Raw genomic sequence first — 21,776 nt, 5'->3', positions numbered from 1 at the left:
CGGCCCGGAGTCGCACACGGACGGCGACGAGGTCCGCCCGGAGTGTGATGCGGCGCGGTGTCGCCGGCTGCGATCATCCACAGCGCGGCCCGCGCGGTGCGCCGCCGTTCCCCCTCAGCCAGTGGAGAGTCGTTGAGATATCGATCCGGATCGGCGATGGCCGCGGCTCTCGCCGCCGTCCTGGCCACGGGGGCGTGTTCGGCCCCGGCCGTGACCGCGGGGACCCGCGCCTCCGACGGCCAGGTCACGTCGTCGCCGAAGTGGCGCGACTGCCATACGGAGAACACCGCCCCGCAGCTGGAGTGCGCCACCGTCACCGTTCCCCTGGACTGGTCCCACCCGGACGGGAAGAAGATCAGCATCGCGGTGGACCGGCTGCGCGCGACCGACGCGTCGCACCGGGTCGGGGCGCTGCTGGTCAACCCCGGCGGTCCGGGCGGTTCGGGGACCGCGACGGTCGCCCAGGGCGGGATGCTGCTCGGGCATGCCGACCTGAAACCGCTGCGCGAACGCTTCGATCTGATCGGTCTCGACCCGCGCGGGGTCGGGGACAGCACGCCGGTCCGCTGCTCCACGCCGGTGTACGACCCGGCCGCGCCGACCCTTCCGCAGAACCGGGCGCAGTACCGGCGGATGGTCGCCGGCAGTCGCCGGCACGGGCTCGACTGCGCGAAGACGACCGGCCCGCTGATCGGCCACGTGGACACCGTCAGCGCGGCGCGTGACATCGACGCGGTCCGTGCCGCGCTCGGTGAGTCGCGGATCTCCTGGCTCGGCGTCTCCTACGGCACGGAGCTGGGCGCCGCGTACGCGCGGCTGTTCCCCGGCCGGGTACGGGCGATGGTGCTGGACGGCGCCGTGGACCACACCCGCCCGATGACCCGGGACGTGGTCGACGAGTCCGCGGCGATCGAACGCGAGTTCCGCCGCTTCGCGGCCTGGTGCGCGACGGCGAGCGGCTGCGCCCCGCAGGGCGGTGACGTCGTCGCGGACTTCGACACCCTCCTCGCGCGAGCCGGTCGCGGCGAGGTCCAGGACCCGGCGCTGGGGCGGCCCTTGACCGCCGCCGAGGTCACCTCTGGAACCTACGCCTACCTGACGATGCGCTTCCTGTGGCCGCAGCTGGGCACCGCGCTGGCCGCCGCCGAGAAGACGCCGTCGGACGCGTCCGCGCTGGGGCAGGCCGTGGTCGGCCTGGACCCGACCTACCCGGCCTACCGCGCGATCAGCTGCCAGGACTTCCCACCTGGCCTGCACGGCTACGCCGACCTGCGGGTCCGGCTGGCCGCCGTCCGCGGGGCGGCCCCGCACATGTGGCGGTACTCGGAGTACTGGGACTGGACGACCGGCTGCGCCGGCTGGCCGGTCAAGGCGGCCGACCCCCCGGCTCCGCAGCGCATCACCGGAGTACCGACCGTCCTGGTGGTCGGCAACACCTACGACCCGGCGACTCCGTACGCGTGGGCGCGGAGCCTGTCCCGGCAGATCAGCGGCAGCCGGCTCCTCACCTACGACGGAGACGGGCACACCGCCCTGTACAACTCCTCCTGCGCCCGCCAGAACGAAGTGGACTATCTGCTCACCGGCCAGGCCCCCGCACCCGGCCCCCGCTGCAGCGCCTGACCGGCGCCCGCGCCGGTGAAGCCGCGACCGGCGGAGGCCACCAGGTGACCTCCGCCGGTCGGGGATCCCGGGCTCAGTCGCCGGAGCCGAAGGCGGCGTCGAACGCGGCGGCCGGGGGTTCGATCTCGGCGAGCCGGCGGACGTAGGCGAGCGCGTCGGGCGCGCCGGCCAGCCGGTCCATGCCGGCGTCCTCCCACTCGATGGAGATCGGCCCGTCGTAGCCGATGGCGTTCAGCGCGCGGAAGCAGTCCTCCCAGGGCACGTCGCCGCGCCCGGTGGAGATGAAGTCCCAGCCCCGGCGCAGGTCGGCCCAGGGCAGATGGGACGACAGGCGGCCGCGGCGGCCGTCGCCGGTGCGCACCTTCGCGTCCTTGCAGTCGACATGGCGGATCCGGTCGGCGAAGTCGAGCAGGAAGTTCACCGGGTCCAGGTCCTGCCAGACGAAGTGCGAGGGGTCCCAGTTCAGGCCGAACGCCTCGCGGTGCCCGATCGCGTCGAGCGTGCGCACGGTCGTCCAGTAGTCGTAGGCGATCTCGCTGGGGTGCACCTCGTGCGCGAACCCGACGCCGACCTCGTCGAACACGTCGAGGATCGGATTCCAGCGGTCGGCGAAGTCCCGGTACCCGGCCTCGATCATCGACTCGGGCACCGGCGGGAACATGGCGACCGTGTGCCAGATCGACGAACCGGTGAAGCCCACGACCGTACGGACGCCCAGCGCGGCGGCGGCCCGCGCCGTGTCCTTCATCTCCTCGGCGGCGCGGCGTCGCACGCCTTCGGCGTCACCGTCACCCCAGATGCGCGCCGGCAGGATCGCCTGGTGGCGTTGGTCGATCGGGTGGTCGCAGACGGCCTGCCCGACCAGGTGATTGGAGATCGCCCAGACCTTCAGACCGTACTTGTCCAGGATGTCGAGCCGGCCCCGGACGTACCCGTCGTCCTCCAGCGCCTTGGGGACCTCGAAGTGGTCGCCCCAGCAGGCGATCTCCAAGCCGTCATAGCCCCAGCCGGAGGCGAGGCGGCACACCTCCTCGAACGGAAGGTCGGCCCACTGTCCGGTGAACAGGGTGATCGGTCGCGGCATGGTTTCCTCCGGGAGTCGTCGTCACGGTGTCCGGCTGGGCAGTCCGCTCAGCCGCAGGAGCAGGTCTTTCACCTCGGACGCCGCGTACGTCTCGCGTCCGTGTCCGGGGTCGGAGCAGAGCAGCACCGGGCCGTCGGCGGGGGTGTCGGGGAGCCGGGCGTGGCTGCCGCGTACACAGGACGGGTCCAGGGAGACGACCGACAGAGTCGAGCGCAGGCCGAGTTTCTTCCGGCCCAGTGCCGCGGCCGCCCGCAGCTTCACCGCACGGTCACCGGGGTCGAAGAACAGCTCGGCCGGGTCGTAGCCGGGCTTGCGATGGATCTCCACGGTCCGCGCGAAGTCCGGCGCCCGCGCGTCGTCGAGCCAGTAGTAGTACGTGAACCAGGCGTCCGGCTCGGCCACCGCGACCAGGTCGCCGGCGCGCGGATGGTCGATCGCGTACGCCGCCTTGCCCGCCTGGTCGAGGACCTCGGCGACCCCCGGCAGCGCGGCCACGATGTCGCGTACGCGCGGGACGTCGGCGGAGTCGGCGACATAGATGTGGGCGACCTGGTGGTCGACGACGGCGAAGGCACGCGACGCCCACGGGTCGAGGTACTCCATCCCGGCCTGGGTGTGCACCTCCAGCAGGCCCTCCCGCCGGAGCGCACGGTTGACGTCCACGGGCCGGTGCGCGGCGGTGATGCCGTACTCGCTCAGCACGACGACCGCGGCGCCGCGGTCCCGGGCGGCGTCGAGCAGCGGGCCGAGCGCGGCGTCCACCTCGCGCGCGGCGGCGATCGCCTCGGGCCCGTCCGGTCCGTAGCGCTGCAGGTCGTAGTCCAGATGCGGCACGTAGACGAGCGTGAGGTCGGGGTCCTTCGCGGTGAGGATCCGCCGCGCGGCCGCGATGATCCAGCGCGAGGAGGCGATCGACGCGGTCGGCCCCCAGTACGAGAACAGCGGGAACGGGCCCAGCTCGGCGGTCAGCTCGTCGTGCAGCTCCGGCGGGCGGGTATAGCAGTCCGGCGACTTGCGGCCGTCGGCGTGGTAGATCGGGCGGGGCGTGACGAGATGCTCGGTGGCGGCGCCCATGGCGTACCACCAGCACACGTTGGCCACCTGGAAGCCGGGGTACCGGCGGCGCGCCGCGTCCCAGACCTTCTCGCCCTGGACCAGCGCGTTGTGCTGGCGCCACAGGAAGACCTCGCCGAGATCGCGGAAGTACCAGCCGTTGCCCACGATCCCGTGGTCCCGCGGTGACGTCCCGGTGAGCAGCGTCGCCTGCGCCGAGCAGGTGACGGCGGGGAATACGGTGTCGAGCCCGGCCGAGAAGCCGGACGCGCCCACCGCAGCGACGTTCGGCATGTGGGGGAGCAGGCGCGGGGTCAGGCCGACGACGTCGAGGACGACGACCGGCCGGCGGTTCGTGTCGTTCATGTGATCACCTCGCGGAGTCCGAGGGCGAGCAGCCGGTCACGGGTCCAGGCGAGCTCGTCGGCGATGCCGTCGACGAGCGAGCGCGCACCGCCGGGCCGGTGCTCGGCGGGCAGGACGTCCCACGTGTACGTCTCGACCTCCAGGTGGTCGACGAGTGCTTCCGGGCCGCCGAGCAGGACGCCGAGCGTGTCGGTCAGCGTGTCGTGCGCGGTCGCGAGGGGCGGCTCGGGCTTGGCGTGCAGCGGGATGTGGAAGTGCACCCGCCAGGGGCCCGGCCCGCCGGCGGACAGCGCCTCACCGAGGTCGTCCCAGGCGCGGCCGTCGGCGGCGCGGGTCTGGTGCAGGAAACGCGGCTCGGCGAAGGCCCCGAGTGCCCGGCGGGTTTCCGGATCCGCCGGCTCGTCGGCCTGGAGCGCGGCGGACACCTGCGCCTTGACCACGGGCTTCGCCGCGGCCACGGCGGCGGCCGGGTCCTCGAACCCGACCGCGAGATGGCACAGGTCCAGGCAGCTCCCGATCCACTCGGGGTCGACCTGGGCGAGCGTGCGCCGCAACCGGCTCGTCGTCTCGATGACACAGCCGGGCTCGGGCTCGATCGCGACGCGCACCGGCCGGTCCAGCCGCGCCAGCTCCCGCGCCAGCAGGTCGAGCTGCCGCCGGGCGGCGGCGTCGCGCTCGGCGGGCCACGGGGTCCGCCAGCCGAGCGGCAGCGTCGAGATGCTGCCCCGCGCCGCGTCGTCCGGCAGGAGCCGCTGGAGGATGCGGGCGAGGCCGAGCGTGTAGTCCAGCCGCGCCCGCTCCGTCCAGTCCGGCACGTACACGGCCCTTTTCACCACGGGGGCGTGGAAGGCGCGGTACGGGAACCCGTTGAGCGTGACCACCTCGAGCCCGCGTGCGGCGAGTTCGCCGCGCAGGCGGGCGAGGGCCGCGTCGTCGGCCAGCGCCCGCGCGACGTCGGCCGCCAGCCACAGTCCCACGCCGAGCGTGCCGGCGCCGAGCCGCTCGCGTACGGGCTCGGCGTAGCGAGTGAGCTGCGCGAGCACGCCGTCGAGGTCCTCGGCGGGATGGACGTTCGTGCAGTACGCGAGGTGCACGAGCGTGCCGTCGGGATGCCGGAAGCGCATCTCAGCGCTCCCCGCGCAGCACCGAGTTGCCGGCGTACGTCGCGGTGGGTTCGGCGATGTCGATCCCGCCGAGGTCGAGCCGGCCGCTCTGCCCGTAGAAGGCGACGGGGTTGCGCCACAGCACCTTGTCGACGTCGTCCTCGGTGAAGCCCGCGGCGAGCATCGCCGCGCCGGTCCTGGCCGTCTTCAGCGGATCGCTGCGCCCCCAGTCGGCGGCGGAGTTCACCAGCATCCGGTCGGTGCCGTACTCGCCGAGGAGGCGCACCATGCGCTCCTCGTCCATCTTCGTGTCCGGGTAGATCGAGAAGCCCATCCAGCAGCCGGAGTCGTGCACCAGCCCGACCGTCACCTCGTTCAGGTGGTCGATGACCACCCGTCCGGGCGGGATACCGGACTCGGCCACCATCTCGAGCGAGCGTCGTGTGCCCAGGGCCTTGTCGCGGTGCGGCGTGTGAACCAGGACCGGCAGGTCGTGTTCGACGGCGAGCCGTAGCTGCGCGGCGAACGCCGAGTCCTCCTCGGGCGTCATCGCGTCGTAGCCGATCTCGCCGACCGCGACCACGCCGTCCTTCGCCAGGTAACGCGGCAGCACGTCGAGGACGCCACGGCACCGCGGGTCGCCGGCCTCCTTGGGATTGAGCGCGATCGTGCAGTGGTGGCGGATGCCGAACTGCCCGGCGCGGAACGGCTCCCAGCCGACGAGCCCGTCGAAGTAGTCGGTGAAGCTGCCGACCGACGTTCGCGGCTGACCCAGCCAGAACGCCGGCTCGACCAGGGCGCGGACGCCTGCCGCGTACATCGCCTCGTAGTCGTCGGTGGTCCGTGAGGTCATGTGGATGTGCGGGTCGAAGATGCGCATCTCAGTCCTCCTCTGGGTCGGTGACGAGCCAGACGTCGGCCGGTACGGTGCGCCCGGCCGCGACCCGCTCGCGCGCGAAGGCGGTGAACATGCGGGCGAGCTCGGCGTCGCGACGCTCGCGCAACCCGGCCACCGCGGCCAGCGGCACACCGGTGAAGACGCACTTCAGCACCCCGTGCCGGTACGCGTGGGGGTCGAGACGCGCCGCGCCGTACGGGCCGAGGGCGGCGGCGATCAACCGGGTGTCGTTGGTACGGAGCGCGTCGTGGACGAGCGGCAGCGCCTCGTCGCCCAGCCCGAGAAGGTGCAGTCCGCGCAGGACGCCGCGTTTCTCCGCCGCGTCCCCGTACCGGTACAGGTCGCCGACCTCCCGGGCCAGTGCCGGGCCGGTGAGCGGCAGGCACGTCAGCAGCAGCGCACGCCCGGCGTCATCGACCGTCCAGCCGTGCCCGTCCGCCGCCGGGTCGAGCGGGGCACGCCCGCAGTGCCGCCCGACGGCGGGGAACAACGGCCGGATCGCGCCGGCGTCCGCGGCGATCCGCTCGGCGGCGGCGTCCAGCCACTGCGCGCCGCTCTCGGTCAGGTGCGCGTCCAGGATTCGTCGCAGGTCGCTCACGCCGCCCCCTCGACCGGCTCGGCCGCGCGAAGGAAGTCCAGGGATCTCCGGCAGACGTCCGGGGCGGCGTGGCTGTGCCGGGGGAGCTCCACCGCGACCAGGCCCGCGTAGCCGATCTCACCGAGCGCGGCCAGCACCGGCGGGAAGTCGATCTCTCCCTCGCCGAACTCCAGATGCTCGTGCACGCCCCGGCGCATGTCGTCGATCTGCACGTTGACCAGCCGGGACCCGGCGCGGCGCACGCAGTCGGGCACGGACTGGCGCTCCAGGCAGCGGCAGTGGCCGATGTCCAGGGTGAGGCCGAAGCACGGCGGCCGGCCGAGCCGTTCGAACAGCCGGTCGTAGCCGTCGAGGTCCTCGACGAACATGCCGGGCTCCGGTTCGAAGCCGAGCGGCACGCCCGTCTCGTCGGCCGCGGCGGCGACCTTCGCGCAGCCGGCCAGGAGGCGGTCGGCGGCGACCGCGTCCGGCACGCCGGCCGGCTTGATGCCGCTCCAGAACGACACGGCCTCGGCGCCGAGGTCGGCCGCGATCCGCACCGCCCGTACGAGCAGGTCGATCCGCTTTTCCCGGCCGTCGTCGCTCACCAGCGTCGGCGCGTGCTTGTGCCAAGGATCCATCAGGTACCGTGCGCCGGTCTCGATGACGACGCCGAGGCCGAGCCGTTCCAGCCGGCCCGCCAGCGCCGCCACCTGCCGGGACACGTCGTCCGCGTACGGGTCGAGGTGGTTGTGGTCGAGTGTGAGGGCGACGCCTCGGTAACCGAGGCCGGAGATGATCTCCAGTGCGTCGTCGAGCCGGTGGTTGGCGAATCCGTTGGTGCCGTAGCCGTACCTCAGCGTCACGTCGGGGACACCTTTCTCGAGAGCCGGCGCGCGAGCGGGAAGCCCGCCGCCACCGCCGCGGCCGCCGGCAACGCGCCCCTCCGGGCCGCCAGCGACGCCTGCAGGGGGATCAGCCCGAGGATCCCGGCGCCGACCGCCCGGCGGATACGGTCGGCACCGGGATCCGCGACGGCGGCCAGCTGCGCACGCCCCGCCGTGGACAGGTACGAACCCAGCAGGCCGGCGCCCGCGGCCTGCCGCAGCAGACGCGCCGCCCGGCCCTGCCCCCGCCGGGGTACCGGCCAGGCCGCGGCCGACAGCGCGACGGCTCCGGTCGCGGCGAGCGTCGTGGCGGGCAGCACGGGGCCGCCGCCGGTGACCTCGCGCCGGCTGAGCGCGGTCACCGCCAGGGTGTGCGTCCCGACCAGCGCGGCGGGCGGCAGCGCGTCGCGCAGCCGCCCGGTGCCCGCGCCGAGCAGCACGTCGAGGGCACGGGCCGCGGCCATCGCGGCCGGACCGGCCGGTGTCGCCTTGAGCGCCAGGTCGTACGCCCACACGGTCGCCGCGAGGGGTACGGCGACGCCGAGCGCCCGCCGGCCGCCGGCGAGCCCGGCGGCGCCGATCGCGGCGGCGGTGAGCCCCGCCGACAGGCCCAGGGCGAAGCCCGGCCGGACCCGCCCGGACGGGATCGGCCGCTCCGGCCGTTCGACCGCGTCGAGGTCGCGGTCGGCGTAGTCGTTGAGGGCCATCCCGGCCCAGTACAGGAGGGTCGAGGAGAGCGCCAGCACGGGAGTCGCCGCGCCGAACGGCCAGCCGGCGGCCGCCGCGCCGGCCAGCGTGTCGCCGGGAACGGTCAGGGCCGCGGGCGCGCGAACGAGCTCCGCGACCGCGCGCGGCGAGGGCAGCGGCCCGCCGGCGTCGGTCATCGGGACGCCGCCCAGGAGCGGAGCGTCGCGTACTGCGTGGCGAGCGCGTGGTCCACGCCCGGTCCTCCGGTCGTGCCGTCCGCGCCGACCGGGTCCTTGAAGAAGAAGGCGAGCTCGTTCACCGGTCCCGCGCGCCCCGACGCGTGGGCGAGATCCATCAGCCGGGCGAGGTCCAGGATCAGCGGGGCGGCCAGCGCCGAGTCGCAGCCCTGCCAGGTGAACTGCAGGCTCATGCGCGCGCCGAGGAAGCCGTCGAAGACGACGTGGTCCCACGCGGTCTTCCAGTCGCCGAGATCGGCGACGTAGTCGATGTGCACCTGGCCGTCGACCGGATAGCCGAGGGTCTCCCCGACGACGAGGCTCTTGGAGGCGTTCTTGGCGGCCGCCGCGGCCGGGTCGGCCAGGGTGGCGCCGTCGCCGCCGCCCAGCAGGTTCGTGCCCGACCACGCCCGTACGCGCAGGGCCCGCTGGGCGAACATCGGGGCCAGCACCGACTTCAGCAGCGTCTCGCCGGTCTTGCCGTCCCGGCCGGCGTACGGCACGCCGCGCCGGCGGGCCAGCTCGTCCAGGGCGGGCAGGCGAGCGCCCGTCGAAGGGGTGAAGTCCACGTACGGGCAGCCGGCGGTCAGCGCCGCGTACGCGTACAGGGAACTCGCCGGAAGCACGTCGTTCCCGGACGCGAGGGCGGCGGACAGGGCGTCCAGGGATCCGTGCGCCGGGTGCTCGTCGGCCGGTGGCTCGGTGGACGCCACGTTGATGACCACGACGCGGTCGAGACCACGGCGTTCGCGGAACGCGGCGATGTCCGAGGCCAGGGCGGCCGCCGCCGTGGCCTGGTCGCGCACGTCCACCGGGACGCGGACGCCCGGCCGGATCTCCGCGTCGGCCGCGGCCAGGCCGTCCGCGACCAGTTCGGGCAGCCCCGCGGGAACCACCCCGGACCGTACGAGCTGCTCGGCGCGCTTGGTCAGGTCGGCGCCGGCGACGTCGTGGCCGCCGAAGACGAGGTCACCGAGGTCGGGCAGCGGTGTGCCGGCGAAGTCCGGCGACTCGGTGACACAACCGGTCGGCGGGGTGAGCCCGGCGGCGACCGCCGCCGCCCCCACCACCGCGGTGGTCGCGACGGACCCACGCGCCCCGACCAGCCATACTCCCGTGGTCATGTGTTCCCCTTCCGCAGGAACGGAGGCGGCCGGCCGGGGGTCGCCCGGCCGGCCGCCGGTGAACGGCTAGCCGTTCATGGTGAAGGCGTCGAGGGTGAACAGGTCACCGTCGCCGCCCTTGAACACCAGGAACAGCTTGTGCGTGCCACCTGGATCGGTCACCGGCGCGCTCACGGTGGTGAAGGCGCCGGAGGTGTCGGTCACCTTCGCCGAGCCGAGGAGGGTTCCGGTGGGCGAGTCGGCGTGGACCTCGATGGTGCCGCCGGACCCGCTCGCGGCGACCCGGAAGCCGATGGAGCTCACGCCCTGCAGGTCATAGGGGTCGTACTCCGTCCAGTCACCATCGTTGATCGAGGTGACGGCGCTGCCCTGGGCGCCGCTCACCGCGGTGACCTGTACGCCGGAGTCGGACTGGAAGAACTCTCCCTGCTTGTCCTTGGGCTGCAGGACGATCTGCGTCTTCGACGTGAGGTCCGGCACCCCGGAGGCCGGGGACGTGTCGGTGTAGCTCGCGCTGAAGATGCCGTAGAAGTTGTCGGCGTCGGTGTGCCCGGCGGTCGTCAGCGTGAACGTGCCGCTGCAGCCGGTCGCCTGGGACAGGTTGTGCGCGTGCTGGTCGTGGCCGAGCGAGTACTCGACCTGGACCTTGGAGCAGTCGACGGTGCCGTCCGGGTCGTCGACCTGGACCTTCCACGCCTGCTGCTGGCCGTCGCCGAACGTCAGCCCGTTCGGTGGTTCGGTGAAGGTGATCGTCGGGGCGGTGTTCCCGGCGGTCACGAGTACCGCCGCGGTGCCCGAACGGCCGCTCGGGTCGGTGACCGTGAGCTTCGCGTGGTACTGCCCGTTGCCGGAGTACGTGTGGGACGGCTTGGCCTCGGTGGAGTCGGTGGTTCCGTTGCCGTCGAAGTCCCACGCGTAGGTCAGCGCGTCGTTCTCCGGGTCGGTCGAGCCGGTGCCGTCGAACTGGACCGTCAGCGGGCTCTGCCCGGAGGTCTTGTCCACGGTGATGTTCGCCGTGGGGGACTTGTCACCCGGTGCGTACTCCAGCTTGTACAGAGCCGCGTCGAGCGACCCGCCGAACCAGTTGCTGCCGTAGTCCAGGACGTACAGCGAGCCGTCCGGGCCGAAGTCGGCGTCGATCGGCTCCTTCAGCTGCGACCAGTCCTGGCCGTCGGTGAGCGTCTCGATGGACTGGATCGCGCCCTTGCCGTCCATCGTGATCGGCTTGATCCAGTGCGCGCCGAACTCGTACGGGAAGAACTTCCCGTCGTAGGAGGCGGGGAACTTCGCGGGGGAGTCCAGCTTCTTGTCGAAGTGGTAGACGGGGCCGCCCATCGGCGCGCCCTCACCGCCCAGCTGCGGGTACGCCGGGTTGCCCGCGTAGTGGTTCGCGATCCAGGCGGGCTGCGCCGGCGGCAGGTTCTGCAGCCCGGTGTTGTTGGGCGAGTCGTTCTTCGGGTGCGCGCAGTCGAACGGCGGCCCGGCGGTGCCGGTGGCGAAGTCGTACTGCCGGTACGGCGTGTTCTCGCCGATGCACAGCGGCCACCCGAAGTTGCCGGGCCCCGCGATCCGATCGAACTCGACCGTGTTCTCCGGCCCGCGGTTCGGGTCCGCGTTCTGCGCGTCCGGGCCGTAGTCCGCCAGGTACACCACGCCGGTCCTGCGGTCCACGGTGAACCGGAACGGGTTGCGGAAACCCATCGCGTAGATCTCGGGGCGGGTCTTGGCGGTGCCCTTCGGGAACAGGTTGCCGCGCGGGATCGAGTACGACCCGTTCTTGTTCACGTGGATCCGCAGCAGCTTGCCGCGCAGGTCGTTGGTGTTGGCCGCGGACCGTTCCGCGTCGAAGGCGGGGTTCCGGGTGGACCGCCGGTCGATCGGGGCGTACCCGTCGGACTCGAACGGGTTCGAGTCGTCTCCGGCGGTCAGGTAGAGGTTGCCCGCCCCGTCGAAGTCGATGTTGCCCGCGACGTGGCAGCACATGCCGCGGTTGGTCGGGCCGACCTTGAGGATCTTCTGCTCGCTGCTCAGGTCGAGCTTGCCGTCCGTGAACTTGAACCGGGAGAGCTGGTTGTAGCCGTAGTACGGCTGGAAGTCGGCCGCCGTGCCCTCCTCCGGCGCGTCGGTCGTCGGTGTGTCCAGCTTCGGGGCGTAGTACATGTACACCCAGTGGTTCTGGGCGAACTGCGGGTCGACGGCGATGCCCTGCAGACCGTCCTCGTCGTGCGTGTAGACGTCGAGGTGGGCGACGACGCTCGTCACGCCGTCCTGGCTGTAGTAAACGGTGCCGTCGCGCGAGTCGTGCAGGACGCTGCCGTCCGGCAGGATCGCCATCGCCATCGGCTCGCCCATCGCGTCAGGTCCCCTCGCGAGGGTGACCTGCTGGAAGTCGGCCGTGGCGGCCTTGGGCAGGGGATTGGTCGCGTGGGGCAGGGGTTTGGCTCCGGCGGTGCCGGCGCTGAGCGCGAGCCCGGCGCCGACCGCCAGCGCGCAGGTCGCGCGCAGTAGTCTTGACCATGGTCGGTCCACGATTTCGTCTCCGTTCTGCGAGCTCGGGGCGGGGCTGACCGCTCCGGTCGGGCGCGCGGTGCGACGCGCGCCCGACCGTCATTCGCATGAGGGGTCAGGCACCGCCTGTGCCCTCGGCGTCGCACGGGAACCTGGTCACACCGGCGGACATCTCGATGCCGCCGAGCAGGTGCCGGACGAAGAGCGGGTCGGTGTAGCTCTCCTTGGTGTGGCCCATGCCCGTGTACCAGGCGCGTCCGCCGTCGTAGCGGTGGCACCAGCTGATCGGGTGGTCGCCCATGGCGTCGGGGCCGGGATCGTAGGAGTGCTCGTCCAGCGTCATCAGTACGCGTACGCCGGCGTCCCGCGGATTGGTCTGGTAGTTGTACCACTCGTCGAACCGGGTCCAGTGCCTCGGCAGGCCCCGGTTGGAGGGCGCGCCCTGGCCGACGAGGTCGACCGTCGCGTTCTGCTGCGCGGGGTGGCTGCGGAAGTAGGCGCCGACGAGGTCGCGGTACCAGGGCCAGGTGTAGCCCGAGTCGGCCGCGGCGTGCACGCCGGCGTACCCGCCGCCGTGGTTGACGTAGCGCTGGAACGCCGCCTTCTCCTCCGGCAGGTCGAGTGGGTCACCGGTGGTGGAGAGGAAGACGACGGTCCGGTACCGGGCGAGGTTCTCGTCGGTGAACCGGGTGGCGTCCTCGGTCGTGTCCACGGCGAAGCCGTGCTCCCGGCCGAGTTTCTGGATCGCCGCGATGCCGTCCGGGATCGAGTCGTGCCGGAATCCGGTGGTCCTGGAGAAGACCAGCACACGGAACGACGGGGTTTCCGCATGCGCGGCGGTCCCGGCGAGGACGAGCATCGCGACCAGTGTGCTGAGAAGGGATAGCCGTTTGCCTGACATGACAGTCCTCCATGCGGAGCGTCCGGGTCAATGGCAGGTGATGGGGGCGGTGGCCGGGCCACCGCCGCGGTGAGCGCGCCTCCTCTCGTGTCAGCCGGTCGTCGCGGTGGGCGAGGGAGCGCGCGCGGCGTCCTCCGCCCCCTCCACGGAGGTCCAGGCACCGTGGTGGGCGGCGCTGTGCGTGACGGCGGAAATGACCCGTTGCACCTGCAGACCGTCCGCGAACGACGGTTCGGGGTCGGTGCCGGAGGCGATCGCCTCCACGAAGTCCTTCACCTCGTGGGTGAAGGTGTGCTCGTACCCGAGCACGTGGCCCGGCGGCCACCAGGCGCCGGCGTACGGGTGGCTCGGTTCGGTCACGAGGATCCGGCGGAAGCCCGCGGTGCGGGGATCCTCGGTGTGGTCGTAGAACGACAGCTCGTTCATCGACTCCAGGTCGAAGGCCAGGCTGCCGGCCGACCCGTTGATCTCCAGGCGCAGCACGTTCTTGCGGCCGGTCGCGAAGCGGGTGGCCTCGAAGGACGCGAGGGCGCCGCCGGACATCCGGCCGGCGAACAGCGCGGCGTCGTCGACGGTCACCCTCCCGCGCCGGTCGTCGCCGTCCACGGTGGCGTCGAGGCCCGCCGACGCCTGCGCGATGGGACGCTCCTTGATGAAGGTCTCCAGCAGCGCGCTGACGCCGATGAGCCGGTCGCCGGTGACGTACTGGGCGGCGTCGATGATGTGGGCGCCGATGTCGCCGAGCGCGCCGGATCCGGCCTTGTCGGCCTCCAGCCGCCAGACCAGGGGGAAGTCCGGGTCGACGATCCAGTCCTGCAGGTACTGGGCGCGGACGTGGCGGATCGTGCCGAGGCGGCCGTCGAGGACGAGGCCGCGGGCCAGCGCCAGGGCCGGGACCCTCCGGTAGTTGAAGCCCACCATGGCCCGCACGCCGTTCGCGGCCGCGCGCTCGGCCGCCTCCACCATGGCGGTCGCCTCGGCGACCGTGTTGGCGAGCGGCTTCTCACAGAGGACGTGCTTGCCGGCGTCGAGCGCCGCGATCGCGATCTCGGCGTGGGCGTCACCGGGAGTGCAGATGTCCACGACGTGCACGTCGTCGCGGCGAATCAACTCGCGCCAGTCGGTCTCGGCCGATGCCCAGCCGAGCCGCTCCGCGGCCGCGGTCACCTGGTCGCGTGACCGGCCGGCGAGCGCCACCATCGCCGGCGTGCACGGCAGGTCGAAGAACGCGGCGGTGTTCCGCCAGGCCTGGGAGTGCGCACGCCCCATGAAGGCGTAGCCGACCATGCCGACCCCGAGCGTCGGCCTGCTTGCGTGCGTCATGGGTTTCGCCGTCCTCTTCCGTTGGTCATCGCTGAGCCGATCCCCCCCTGTGGTGCCGCCCGTGCCGTGCGGGCGGGACATTCGCCTCACTCGAATGCGAACGGGAGGTACGTGTCGACGTTCTGTTTGGTCACGACCGCGGAGAACAGGGTGATCGAGGAGGGCAGCTCCTGTTCGGCGAGGTCGCTCATGATCTTGCTCTGCCCGAGCAGCCGGGCCACCCGGATCGCGGACGCGGCCATCGTCGGCGGGTAGAGCACGGTGGCCTTGAGCACGCTGTCGTCCTTCTTGATCGAGTCCATCGCGCTCTTGGCCCCCGCGCCGCCGACCATGAAGAAGTCCGTGCGGCCGGCCTGCCGGATCGCCTGGAGTGCGCCGACGCCCTGGTCGTCGTCGTGGTTCCACAGCGCGTCGAACTTCGGGTGCGCCTGGAGCAGCTCCGCCATGCGTGCCTGGCCGGTCTGCACGTTGAACTCCGCCGCCGCCCGGCCGACCTTCTTGATCTGCGGATAGTTCTTCAGCGCGTCGTCGAAGCCCTTGGAGCGCTCCTGCGTGAGCGGGAGCGTGTCGATCCCCGCCAGTTCGACCACGGTGCCCTTGCCGCCGAGCCGCTGGCCGATGTAGTTCCCGGCGTTCAGACCCATGCGGTAGTTGTCGCCGCCGATCCAGATCCGGTACGCCTGGGCGGTGTCGAAGACGCGGTCGAGGTTGATGACCGGAATGCCGGCGTCCATCGCCTTGCGGGCGGTCGGCGTCATCTGCTTGCCGTCCGCGGGCAGGATGACCAGGACGTCGACCTTCTGGTTGATCAGCGTCTGGATCTGACTCGCCTGCTGGGCGGCGTCGTTCGAGCCTTCGGTGATCTTCAGGTCGACGTCGGAGTACCTCCCGGCCTCCTTCTTGGCCTGTTCGTTGATGGCGTTCAGCCAGCCGTGGTCGGCCTGCGGGCCGGCGAACCCGACGGTGACCTTCTTCCCGGGCTTGTCGTTGGCGCCGCCCGCCGTCGCCGCCGCGGGCGCCTTCGCCTCAGGCTCGGCGTTGCTGGTGCAGGCGGCGGCGAGCGCCCCCGCCCCGGCGAGGGTGCCGCTCAACAGGAAACCGCGGCGGCGAACGTCTCGCGCTTGGCTCGAAGTCATGTCATCACCTTTCGGAGCACCGGGTGTGCAGGGGAGGCGGCGAGACGGTCAGGAGGCACCGGACCCGGCTCGACGTTCGGCGAGCAGCCGCTGGAACAGCACCGCGATCACGATGATCACGCCCTTGGCGATCTGCTGGGTCGCGGTCGTGAGGTTGTTGAGGGTGAAGATGTCGTTGATCGTGGTGAAGACGAGCACGCCGAGCACCGAGCCGATCAGCGTGCCGCGTCCGCCGCTGAGGAGCGTCCCCCCGATGATCACGGCGGCGATGGCGTCGAGTTCGTACAGGTTCCCGTTGGCCGAGGTCCCGCTGCTCGTCATGATGATCAACATGATGCTGGCGATCCCGCAGCACAGACCGGACACGGCGTACAGCAGCAGCGTGTGCAGCCGCACGTTGAGACCGGCGAGCCGGGAGGCCTCCGGGTTCCCGCCGATCGCGAACGTCCGGCGTCCGTACGTCGTGCGGTTCAGCACGACCCAGCCCAGCGCGACGACCACCGCGAAGATGATCACGAGGGGCGGGATCCGGCCGAACAGGAAGTGGTCCTTGTAGCCGAGGTTCACCAGCGCCTGGTTGTCGGAGTTCAGCGTCTGCGTGTGGCCGCCGGAGATGTTGATCGCCAGGCCGCGGGCGGAGGCGAGCATCGCGATCGTCACGATGAACGCGACGATCCGGCCGTACGCGATGATCAGGCCGTTGACCAGGCCGCATCCGACGCCCACCGCGAGCGCGCAGAAGATCACGCCACCGGTGCCGTAGACCTGGGTGGCCTTGGTCGTCGCCCATACGGTCGCGAGCGCCACGATGGCCCCCACCGACAGGTCGATCCCGCCACCGATGATGACGAACGTCATCCCGACCGTGATCACGCCGATGACCGACGCGAGAGTGAGGATCACGACGACGTTGTCGTAGGTCAGGAACTCCGCCGGCCGGGTCAGCGCGCCCACCACGACCAGCACCACCAGCACGCCGATCAGACCGAGGTTGCGCAGCTCGCCGAGGCGGAAGCGGGAGAGCCCGCGTGTCCCCGTCGCGGCGGCGGCCGCCTCCACCCGTCCCTGCTCGTCGGCGGGTGGCGGCGCGGCGGAGACCGCCGGTGGGTTCGCGGTCGCGCCGGTCTCCTCCGCGCGCACACCTTCCGGACCGGTCATAGGTCGCTTCCTTCCATGACGAGGTCGAGGACCTGGTGTTCGTCGAGTTCCGTCGCGGCGCAGTCGCGGAGAGCGCGGCCCTTACGGATCACCAGTACGCGGTCGGCCAGGCCGAGCACCTCGGGGATCTCGCTGGACACCAGGAGGATCCCCACGCCCGAGTCGGCGAGCCGCCGGATCAGGGCGTACAGCTCGGCGCGGGCGCCCACGTCGACGCCGCGTGTCGGCTCGTCGAGCAACAGCAGCCGGCAGTCCTTGAGCAGCCACCGGGCGAGAAGGGCCTTCTGCTGGTTCCCGCCGGACAGCGTCCGTACCGGGCGGCGCGGATCGCGGGGGCGGATGTCGAGACCGCCCACCTCGCGTTCGGCGTCCGCGATCTCGCGCCGCCGGTCCAGCCAGCCCAGGCGCGAGTAGCGGCGCAGGGAGGCGACGCTGACATTGCCCGCGACGGTGTCGAGCATGAGCAGTCCCTGCGACTTGCGCTCCTCGGGAGCGAGCCCCATGCCGGCGCGGACCGCGGCGACGACACTGCCCGTGCGCACCGGCCGGCCGTCCAGGATCACCCGGCCCGCCGAGGGACGCCGCGCGCCGTACACCGTCTCCAGGATCTCCGACCGGCCCGCGCCCACCAGCCCGGCGAGACCGACGATCTCTCCGGCGCGTACCGAGAACGACAGGCCGGAGAACACCCCGGGCAGGGCCAGATCCTCCACACGGAGCACCTCCGGCGCGTTCTCGTACGCGTCGGCCTCCGGCCGTGGCGGGAACACGTACTCGTACCGGCGCCCGGTCATGTGCGCCACCAGCGTGTCCGTCGGCGTCGTACGGGCGGGCAGACCGACCGCCACCGTCCGGCCGTCCTTCAGGACGGTGACGCGGTCGCCGATCTCACGGATCTCATCCAGGCGGTGTGAGATGTAGATGACCGCGACGCCGGCCGCGGTGAGCTGGCGGATGACACGGAAGAGGTTCTTGACCTCGTCGTGCGCGAGTGCCGCCGACGGCTCGTCCATGACGAGGAGCCGGGCGTCGTACGACAGGGCGCGCGCCATGCTGACGATCTGACGGGCCGCCGCGGACAGCCGGCCGACCTCGGTGGACGGGGAGATCTCGCCGTGCCCGAGGCGGGCGAGCAGGGCGCGCGCCGCGCGGTTCATCTCGCCTCGGCGGGTGAAGCCGAGCGTCGCCTGCTCATGGCCGAGGAAGATGTTCATCGCGACCGAGAGGCCGTCGACGAGGTCGAGCTCCTGGTAGATCGTCGCGATGCCGAGCCGCAGGGCCGCGGTGGGCCCGGTCGGCTCCGCCGTCTCGGCGCCACGCCAGAGGATGTCGCCGGAGTCGGGCCGGTGGGCGCCCGACAGCACCTTCACGAGGGTCGACTTTCCGGCGCCGTTCTGGCCCAGCAGGCAGTGGACCTCGCCCTCGCGGACCTCCAGGTCGACTCCGTCGAGCGCCCGGACGCCGGGGAACTCCTTCACGATGCCGCGCATGACGAGCAGCTGCGGTTCGGGCATCGGCTCTCCTGTACCGGCGGGGGGACCGCCTATGTGGCCGAGAAGATGTGGTCGCTGATGAGCCGGGTCGCCCCAAGTACCCCGGCGGTGTCCCCGAGTTCGGAAAGCACGATCGGAAGGTTCCCCGTCGCCAGTGGCGGGGAGCGGCGGTAGACGACGCTGCGGATCTCGGCGAGCAGCACGTGCCCGAGGCCCGCGACGCCACCGCCGATGACGACCAGGCCGGGGTTGAAGAAGCTGATGAGCCCGGCGAGCACCTGCCCGACGCGCCGGCCGCCCTCGCGGACCATGCGCACGCCGACCGGGTCGCCGGCCGCCACCGCGTCCGCGACGTCGAGTGCGGTCAGTGCGCCGGCCTGCTCCAGGCGCTGCGCGAAGAACGCCGAGCGCCCCGACCGTGCCGCCGCGAGGGCGTCCCGCGCGAGCGCCGCACCGCTGAAGTACGCCTCCAGGCAGCCGGTGTTGCCGCACACGCACGTCGGCCCGTTGTCGTCGACCCGGATGTGCCCGATGTCGCCGGCACTGCCGGACATCCCGCGGTAGATCCGGCCGTCGACCACGATGCCGCAGCCGACGCCCGTGCCGATCTTGACCAGCAGGAAGTCCTCCGCCGACCGGGCCAGGCCGGCGTGCACCTCGCCCAGCGCCATGAGGTTCACGTCGTTGTCGACGAGTACGGGGCAGCCGAGCTTCTGGCTGATCACCTCACGCACCGGGAAGCGATCCCACCCGGGCATGATCGGTGGTACCACCGGCACGCCCTCACGGAAGCTCACCGGGCCGGGCACGCCGATCCCGGCGCCGTGGATCTCATCGATCAGCCCCTGGCCGCGCAGCTTGCCGACGAGGTCGAGGGCATGGTCGAGGACGACGTCGGGGCCCTCGCGCACGTTGCACGGCATGGACACGTGGCCGAGGATCTCCAGCCCGCCGTCGGTGACCGCGACGTCGATGGAGGTGGCGCCGATGTCGATGCCGATCAGCCGCAGGTGGCGCGACAGCCGCACGATGTTCGACCGGCGTCCGCCCCGGGACGCCGCGAGGCCCGCCGGTTCGACGAGTCCGAGTTCGACGAGCCGGTCGAGCTCCACGGCGAGCTTGGAGCGGGAGAGGTGCACGACGTCGCCGAGCTCGGCCCGCGACCGCGCGCCCTCGTCGCGCAGCAGGCGCAACAGGCGTGTCTGGTGCACGTTCTCCGGCCGCGCCGTCATCCGCATCTCGCCGTCCTCCCGGGGGGTACGGCGTGAACGTATCCGACTTTGTCGAGACCGGGGAGGCCTATGTCCTGATACGGCCAAACTTTCTCCTCTTAGAAGACAAAGCCGCTATAGGTGACCGGAGGGGAGAGGAGTCACGCCTGGTGGACGGTGGTCGGCGCGCGCGTCGCCGTGACGTCTCAGGACGCGGAGAACACGCGGTCGCTGATGAGCCGGGTCGCTCCGATCACCCCGGAGGTGTCCCCGAGTTCGGAGAGGACGATCGGCAGGTTCCCGGTCGCGAGCGGCGCCGACCGCTGGTACACGACAGCGCGGATCTCCGCGAGCAGCGGGTGCCCGAGCCGGGCGACGCCGCCGGCGATGACGACCAGGCCGGGGTTGAAGAAGCTGATCACGCCGGCGAGCACCTGCCCGACCCGCCGGCCGCCCTCCCGGACCAGCCGGATGGCGGCGGCGTCACCGGCCGCCGCCGCGGCGGCCACGTCGGCCGCGGTGAGCGCGGGGCCCTGGTCGAGCCGCTCGGCCAGGTACGGCGAACGGCCGGAGCGCGCCGCCGCCGTCGCGTCGCGGGCCAGGGCGGCGCCGCCGAAGTACGCCTCGAGACACCCGGTGTTGCCGCAGACGCAGAGCGGCCCGTCGTCGTCGACCCGGACGTGCCCGATGTCGCCCGCGCTGCCGGACGCTCCGCGGTAGATCTCGCCGTCGATGAGGATCCCGCATCCGACACCGGTCCCGAGCTTGACCAGCAGGACGTCGTGGACCGAGCGGGCCGACCCGGCGTGCAGTTCGCCGAGCGCCATGATGTTGACGTCGTTGTCGACCAGGCCGGGACAGCCCAGCCGCCGGCCGACCACCTCGCGGACCGGAAACCGGTCCCAGCCGGGCATCAGCGGCGGCACGATGGGCACTCCGTCGCGGAAGCCGACCGGGCCGGGCACTCCGATTCCGACGCCGTGGAGTTCGTCGAACAGGCCCTCGCCGCGTAGCTTCTCCGCCATGGCGAGCGCCCGGCCGAGGACGACGTCGGGGCCCTCGCGCACGTCGCAGGGCGCGGAGACGTGGCCGAGGATCTCCAGCTCCGCGTTGGTCACCGCGACGTCGATCGAGGTCGCGCCGATGTCGATGCCGGCGAACCGTAACCGCGTCGAGAGCCGGACGACGCCCGAGCGCCGGCCGCCCCGCGACGCGGCCGGCCTCGCCTGCTCGACCAGCCCGCACCCGGCGAGCCGGTCGAGTTCGACGACCAGCCGGGACCGGGAGAGGCCGACGACATCGCCCAGTTCGGCCCGCGGCCGCCCGCCCTTGTCCCGAAGCAGGCGCAGCAGCCGCGCCTGGTGCGCGTTCTCCGGCCGCCCGGTCATCGCGCCACACGCGTCAGTGCCGCATGCCTCCCGGCGGATCGCCGGGCATGGTCCCGTCCTTGTCGGTCACCATGAACACCCCGGCCATGCCCATGTCGGCATGGCTCTGCACGTGGCAGTGGTACATCCACATTCCCGTCCCGACGCGGTCGCCGGCGACGACCTGGAAGCCGAACGAGTCGCCCGGCCCGGTGGTCCTGGTGTCGATGATCCGGGTCGGGTCCGTCGGGCTCTCCAGCAGGCCGGTGCGGTTGTCGGCCCACCGGTGCCCGTGGACGTGGAACGTGTGGAAGAAGTCCCCGTGAGTGATCACGATGAACTCCACCCGCTCGCCGATCTTCGCGACGAACTGCGGCGTGTCGTCGCCCGTCCGGTTGTTGATGGTCATGTCGTTGAAGACGACGGTGAACTGCTTGTGCGGCCGTACGTCACCCTTCCGCCGGACGATCAGCGGCCCGTACAGCCCCGCCCGGATGCCGCCCGTGCCGTGGTCCGTGCCCACGGCGTGGTCGTGGTAGTGCCAGTAGCCGGCGCTGCCGTGCTCGACGACGCCGCTGGTGCGGCGGCCGGGCTTGTGGGTGCGCCAGACGTAGGTGCGGCTGCCGCCCGGCTCGACGACGCTGGCGTTCATCTTCGTGCCGTCACTGGCCGTGTCGTAGTCGACGCCGTGCACATGCAGGCTGGCGGCCACGTCGAGGTTGTTGACCATCGTGATCTCGAGGGTCTCGCCCTCGGTCATCTCGATGAGCGGGCCGGGGATCGTGGCCTTGCCGGGTTTCAGGCCGTAGCCCATCTGGCCGTTCGGCAGCTTCTCCGCGTACAGGGTCATACGGCGGATGGGGGTCGGCTTGTCGCCGGCCGCCGTCGCGGCGGACGCCTGGCCCGATACGGCCAGCGGAGTGAGCGCGGCGGCCGTGGCGAAGGCGCGCCGGGAGAGCGCGCCTCGCGGCACGCCTCTGCCAACCTCGGTCATGGTTCCCCAATCGGGTGGCGGCGGGACTCGGACCTGCGGAAAAGGCT

General features: G+C 72.2%; 18 protein-coding genes. 1 reads left to right on the top strand and 17 read right to left on the bottom strand.

The features are described 5' to 3' along the window. Nucleotides 1–132: 132 nt before the first annotated feature. Nucleotides 133–1,623 carry an alpha/beta hydrolase gene (locus ACQEV1_RS31840; RefSeq protein ID WP_433398354.1) on the top strand — a complete coding sequence of 497 codons (1,491 nt, stop codon included), beginning with the start codon at nucleotides 133–135 and terminating at the stop codon, nucleotides 1,621–1,623. A 73-nt stretch (nucleotides 1,624–1,696) separates the two neighbouring features. On the opposite strand, the gene ACQEV1_RS31835 is transcribed toward ACQEV1_RS31840, so the two are convergent. From ACQEV1_RS31835 to ACQEV1_RS31755, 17 genes are all read right to left on the bottom strand, one after another. Continuing rightward, nucleotides 1,697–2,707, bottom strand: coding sequence for a sugar phosphate isomerase/epimerase family protein (locus tag ACQEV1_RS31835; protein ID WP_433398352.1), 1,011 nt, complete (start codon nucleotides 2,705–2,707; stop codon nucleotides 1,697–1,699). A gap of 21 nt (nucleotides 2,708–2,728) precedes the next feature. After that, on the bottom strand, nucleotides 2,729–4,126 hold the full coding sequence (locus ACQEV1_RS31830; RefSeq protein WP_433398350.1) for an alkaline phosphatase family protein: 1,398 nt from the start codon (nucleotides 4,124–4,126) through the stop codon (nucleotides 2,729–2,731). Continuing rightward, entirely contained in the window at nucleotides 4,123–5,250 is a 1,128-nt protein-coding gene (eboE, locus tag ACQEV1_RS31825) for a metabolite traffic protein EboE (protein ID WP_285622942.1), read from the bottom strand. Before eboE ends, ACQEV1_RS31830 begins: the two co-directional genes overlap by 4 nt. A 1-nt stretch (nucleotide 5,251) precedes the next feature. Further along, nucleotides 5,252–6,109, bottom strand: coding sequence for a TatD family hydrolase (locus tag ACQEV1_RS31820; protein ID WP_285622940.1), 858 nt, complete (start codon nucleotides 6,107–6,109; stop codon nucleotides 5,252–5,254). A gap of 1 nt (nucleotide 6,110) precedes the next feature. After that, entirely contained in the window at nucleotides 6,111–6,725 is a 615-nt protein-coding gene (locus ACQEV1_RS31815) for an EboA domain-containing protein (protein WP_285622938.1), read from the bottom strand. Further along, on the bottom strand, nucleotides 6,722–7,570 hold the full coding sequence (locus tag ACQEV1_RS31810) for a sugar phosphate isomerase/epimerase family protein (RefSeq protein WP_433398347.1): 849 nt from the start codon (nucleotides 7,568–7,570) through the stop codon (nucleotides 6,722–6,724). Before ACQEV1_RS31810 ends, ACQEV1_RS31815 begins: the two co-directional genes overlap by 4 nt. Further along, the gene (locus ACQEV1_RS31805) at nucleotides 7,567–8,475 is read right to left on the bottom strand and encodes an SCO3242 family prenyltransferase (RefSeq protein ID WP_285572132.1); all 909 of its coding nucleotides are present in this window, start codon (nucleotides 8,473–8,475) and stop codon (nucleotides 7,567–7,569) included. Before ACQEV1_RS31805 ends, ACQEV1_RS31810 begins: the two co-directional genes overlap by 4 nt. Beyond that, nucleotides 8,472–9,638, bottom strand: a complete 1,167-nt coding sequence (locus tag ACQEV1_RS31800) for an inositol-3-phosphate synthase (RefSeq protein WP_433398345.1) — start codon at nucleotides 9,636–9,638, stop codon at nucleotides 8,472–8,474. The genes ACQEV1_RS31805 and ACQEV1_RS31800 overlap by 4 nt, the downstream gene beginning before the upstream one ends. Nucleotides 9,639–9,704: 66 nt before the next feature. Continuing rightward, nucleotides 9,705–12,167, bottom strand: coding sequence for a PQQ-dependent sugar dehydrogenase (locus tag ACQEV1_RS31795; RefSeq protein WP_285622929.1), 2,463 nt, complete (start codon nucleotides 12,165–12,167; stop codon nucleotides 9,705–9,707). A gap of 94 nt (nucleotides 12,168–12,261) precedes the next feature. After that, a complete protein-coding gene (locus ACQEV1_RS31790) occupies nucleotides 12,262–13,047 on the bottom strand; it encodes a ThuA domain-containing protein (RefSeq protein WP_285622926.1) in 786 nt (261 codons plus the stop codon). Nucleotides 13,048–13,137: 90 nt separating this feature from the next. Then, nucleotides 13,138–14,370: a Gfo/Idh/MocA family protein gene (locus ACQEV1_RS31785; RefSeq protein ID WP_433398342.1), complete on the bottom strand. Its 1,233-nt coding sequence runs from the start codon at nucleotides 14,368–14,370 to the stop codon at nucleotides 13,138–13,140. An 86-nt stretch (nucleotides 14,371–14,456) separates the two neighbouring features. After that, entirely contained in the window at nucleotides 14,457–15,506 is a 1,050-nt protein-coding gene (locus ACQEV1_RS31780; protein WP_285622923.1) for a substrate-binding domain-containing protein, read from the bottom strand. 48 nt (nucleotides 15,507–15,554) lie between these two features. Continuing rightward, nucleotides 15,555–16,664 carry an ABC transporter permease gene (locus ACQEV1_RS31775; RefSeq protein ID WP_433398340.1) on the bottom strand — a complete coding sequence of 370 codons (1,110 nt, stop codon included), beginning with the start codon at nucleotides 16,662–16,664 and terminating at the stop codon, nucleotides 15,555–15,557. Then, nucleotides 16,661–18,178, bottom strand: coding sequence for a sugar ABC transporter ATP-binding protein (locus ACQEV1_RS31770; protein WP_433398338.1), 1,518 nt, complete (start codon nucleotides 18,176–18,178; stop codon nucleotides 16,661–16,663). The genes ACQEV1_RS31775 and ACQEV1_RS31770 overlap by 4 nt, the downstream gene beginning before the upstream one ends. A 29-nt stretch (nucleotides 18,179–18,207) precedes the next feature. After that, nucleotides 18,208–19,395, bottom strand: coding sequence for an ROK family transcriptional regulator (locus tag ACQEV1_RS31765; protein ID WP_285572117.1), 1,188 nt, complete (start codon nucleotides 19,393–19,395; stop codon nucleotides 18,208–18,210). Between the two features lie 179 nt (nucleotides 19,396–19,574). Then, nucleotides 19,575–20,756 (bottom strand): ROK family protein, encoded by a 1,182-nt coding sequence (locus ACQEV1_RS31760; RefSeq protein ID WP_433398336.1) that lies wholly within the window; start codon nucleotides 20,754–20,756, stop codon nucleotides 19,575–19,577. A 13-nt stretch (nucleotides 20,757–20,769) separates the two neighbouring features. After that, nucleotides 20,770–21,729: a multicopper oxidase domain-containing protein gene (locus ACQEV1_RS31755; protein WP_433398334.1), complete on the bottom strand. Its 960-nt coding sequence runs from the start codon at nucleotides 21,727–21,729 to the stop codon at nucleotides 20,770–20,772. Nucleotides 21,730–21,776: the final 47 nt, after the last annotated feature.

Source organism: Actinoallomurus sp. CA-142502, assembly GCF_050936355.1.
Taxonomy (GTDB): Bacteria; Actinomycetota; Actinomycetes; order Streptosporangiales; family Streptosporangiaceae; genus Actinoallomurus; species Actinoallomurus iriomotensis.
Note: the sequence above shows the minus strand (reverse complement) of the source record. Positions and strands in the feature narration are given on the sequence as shown.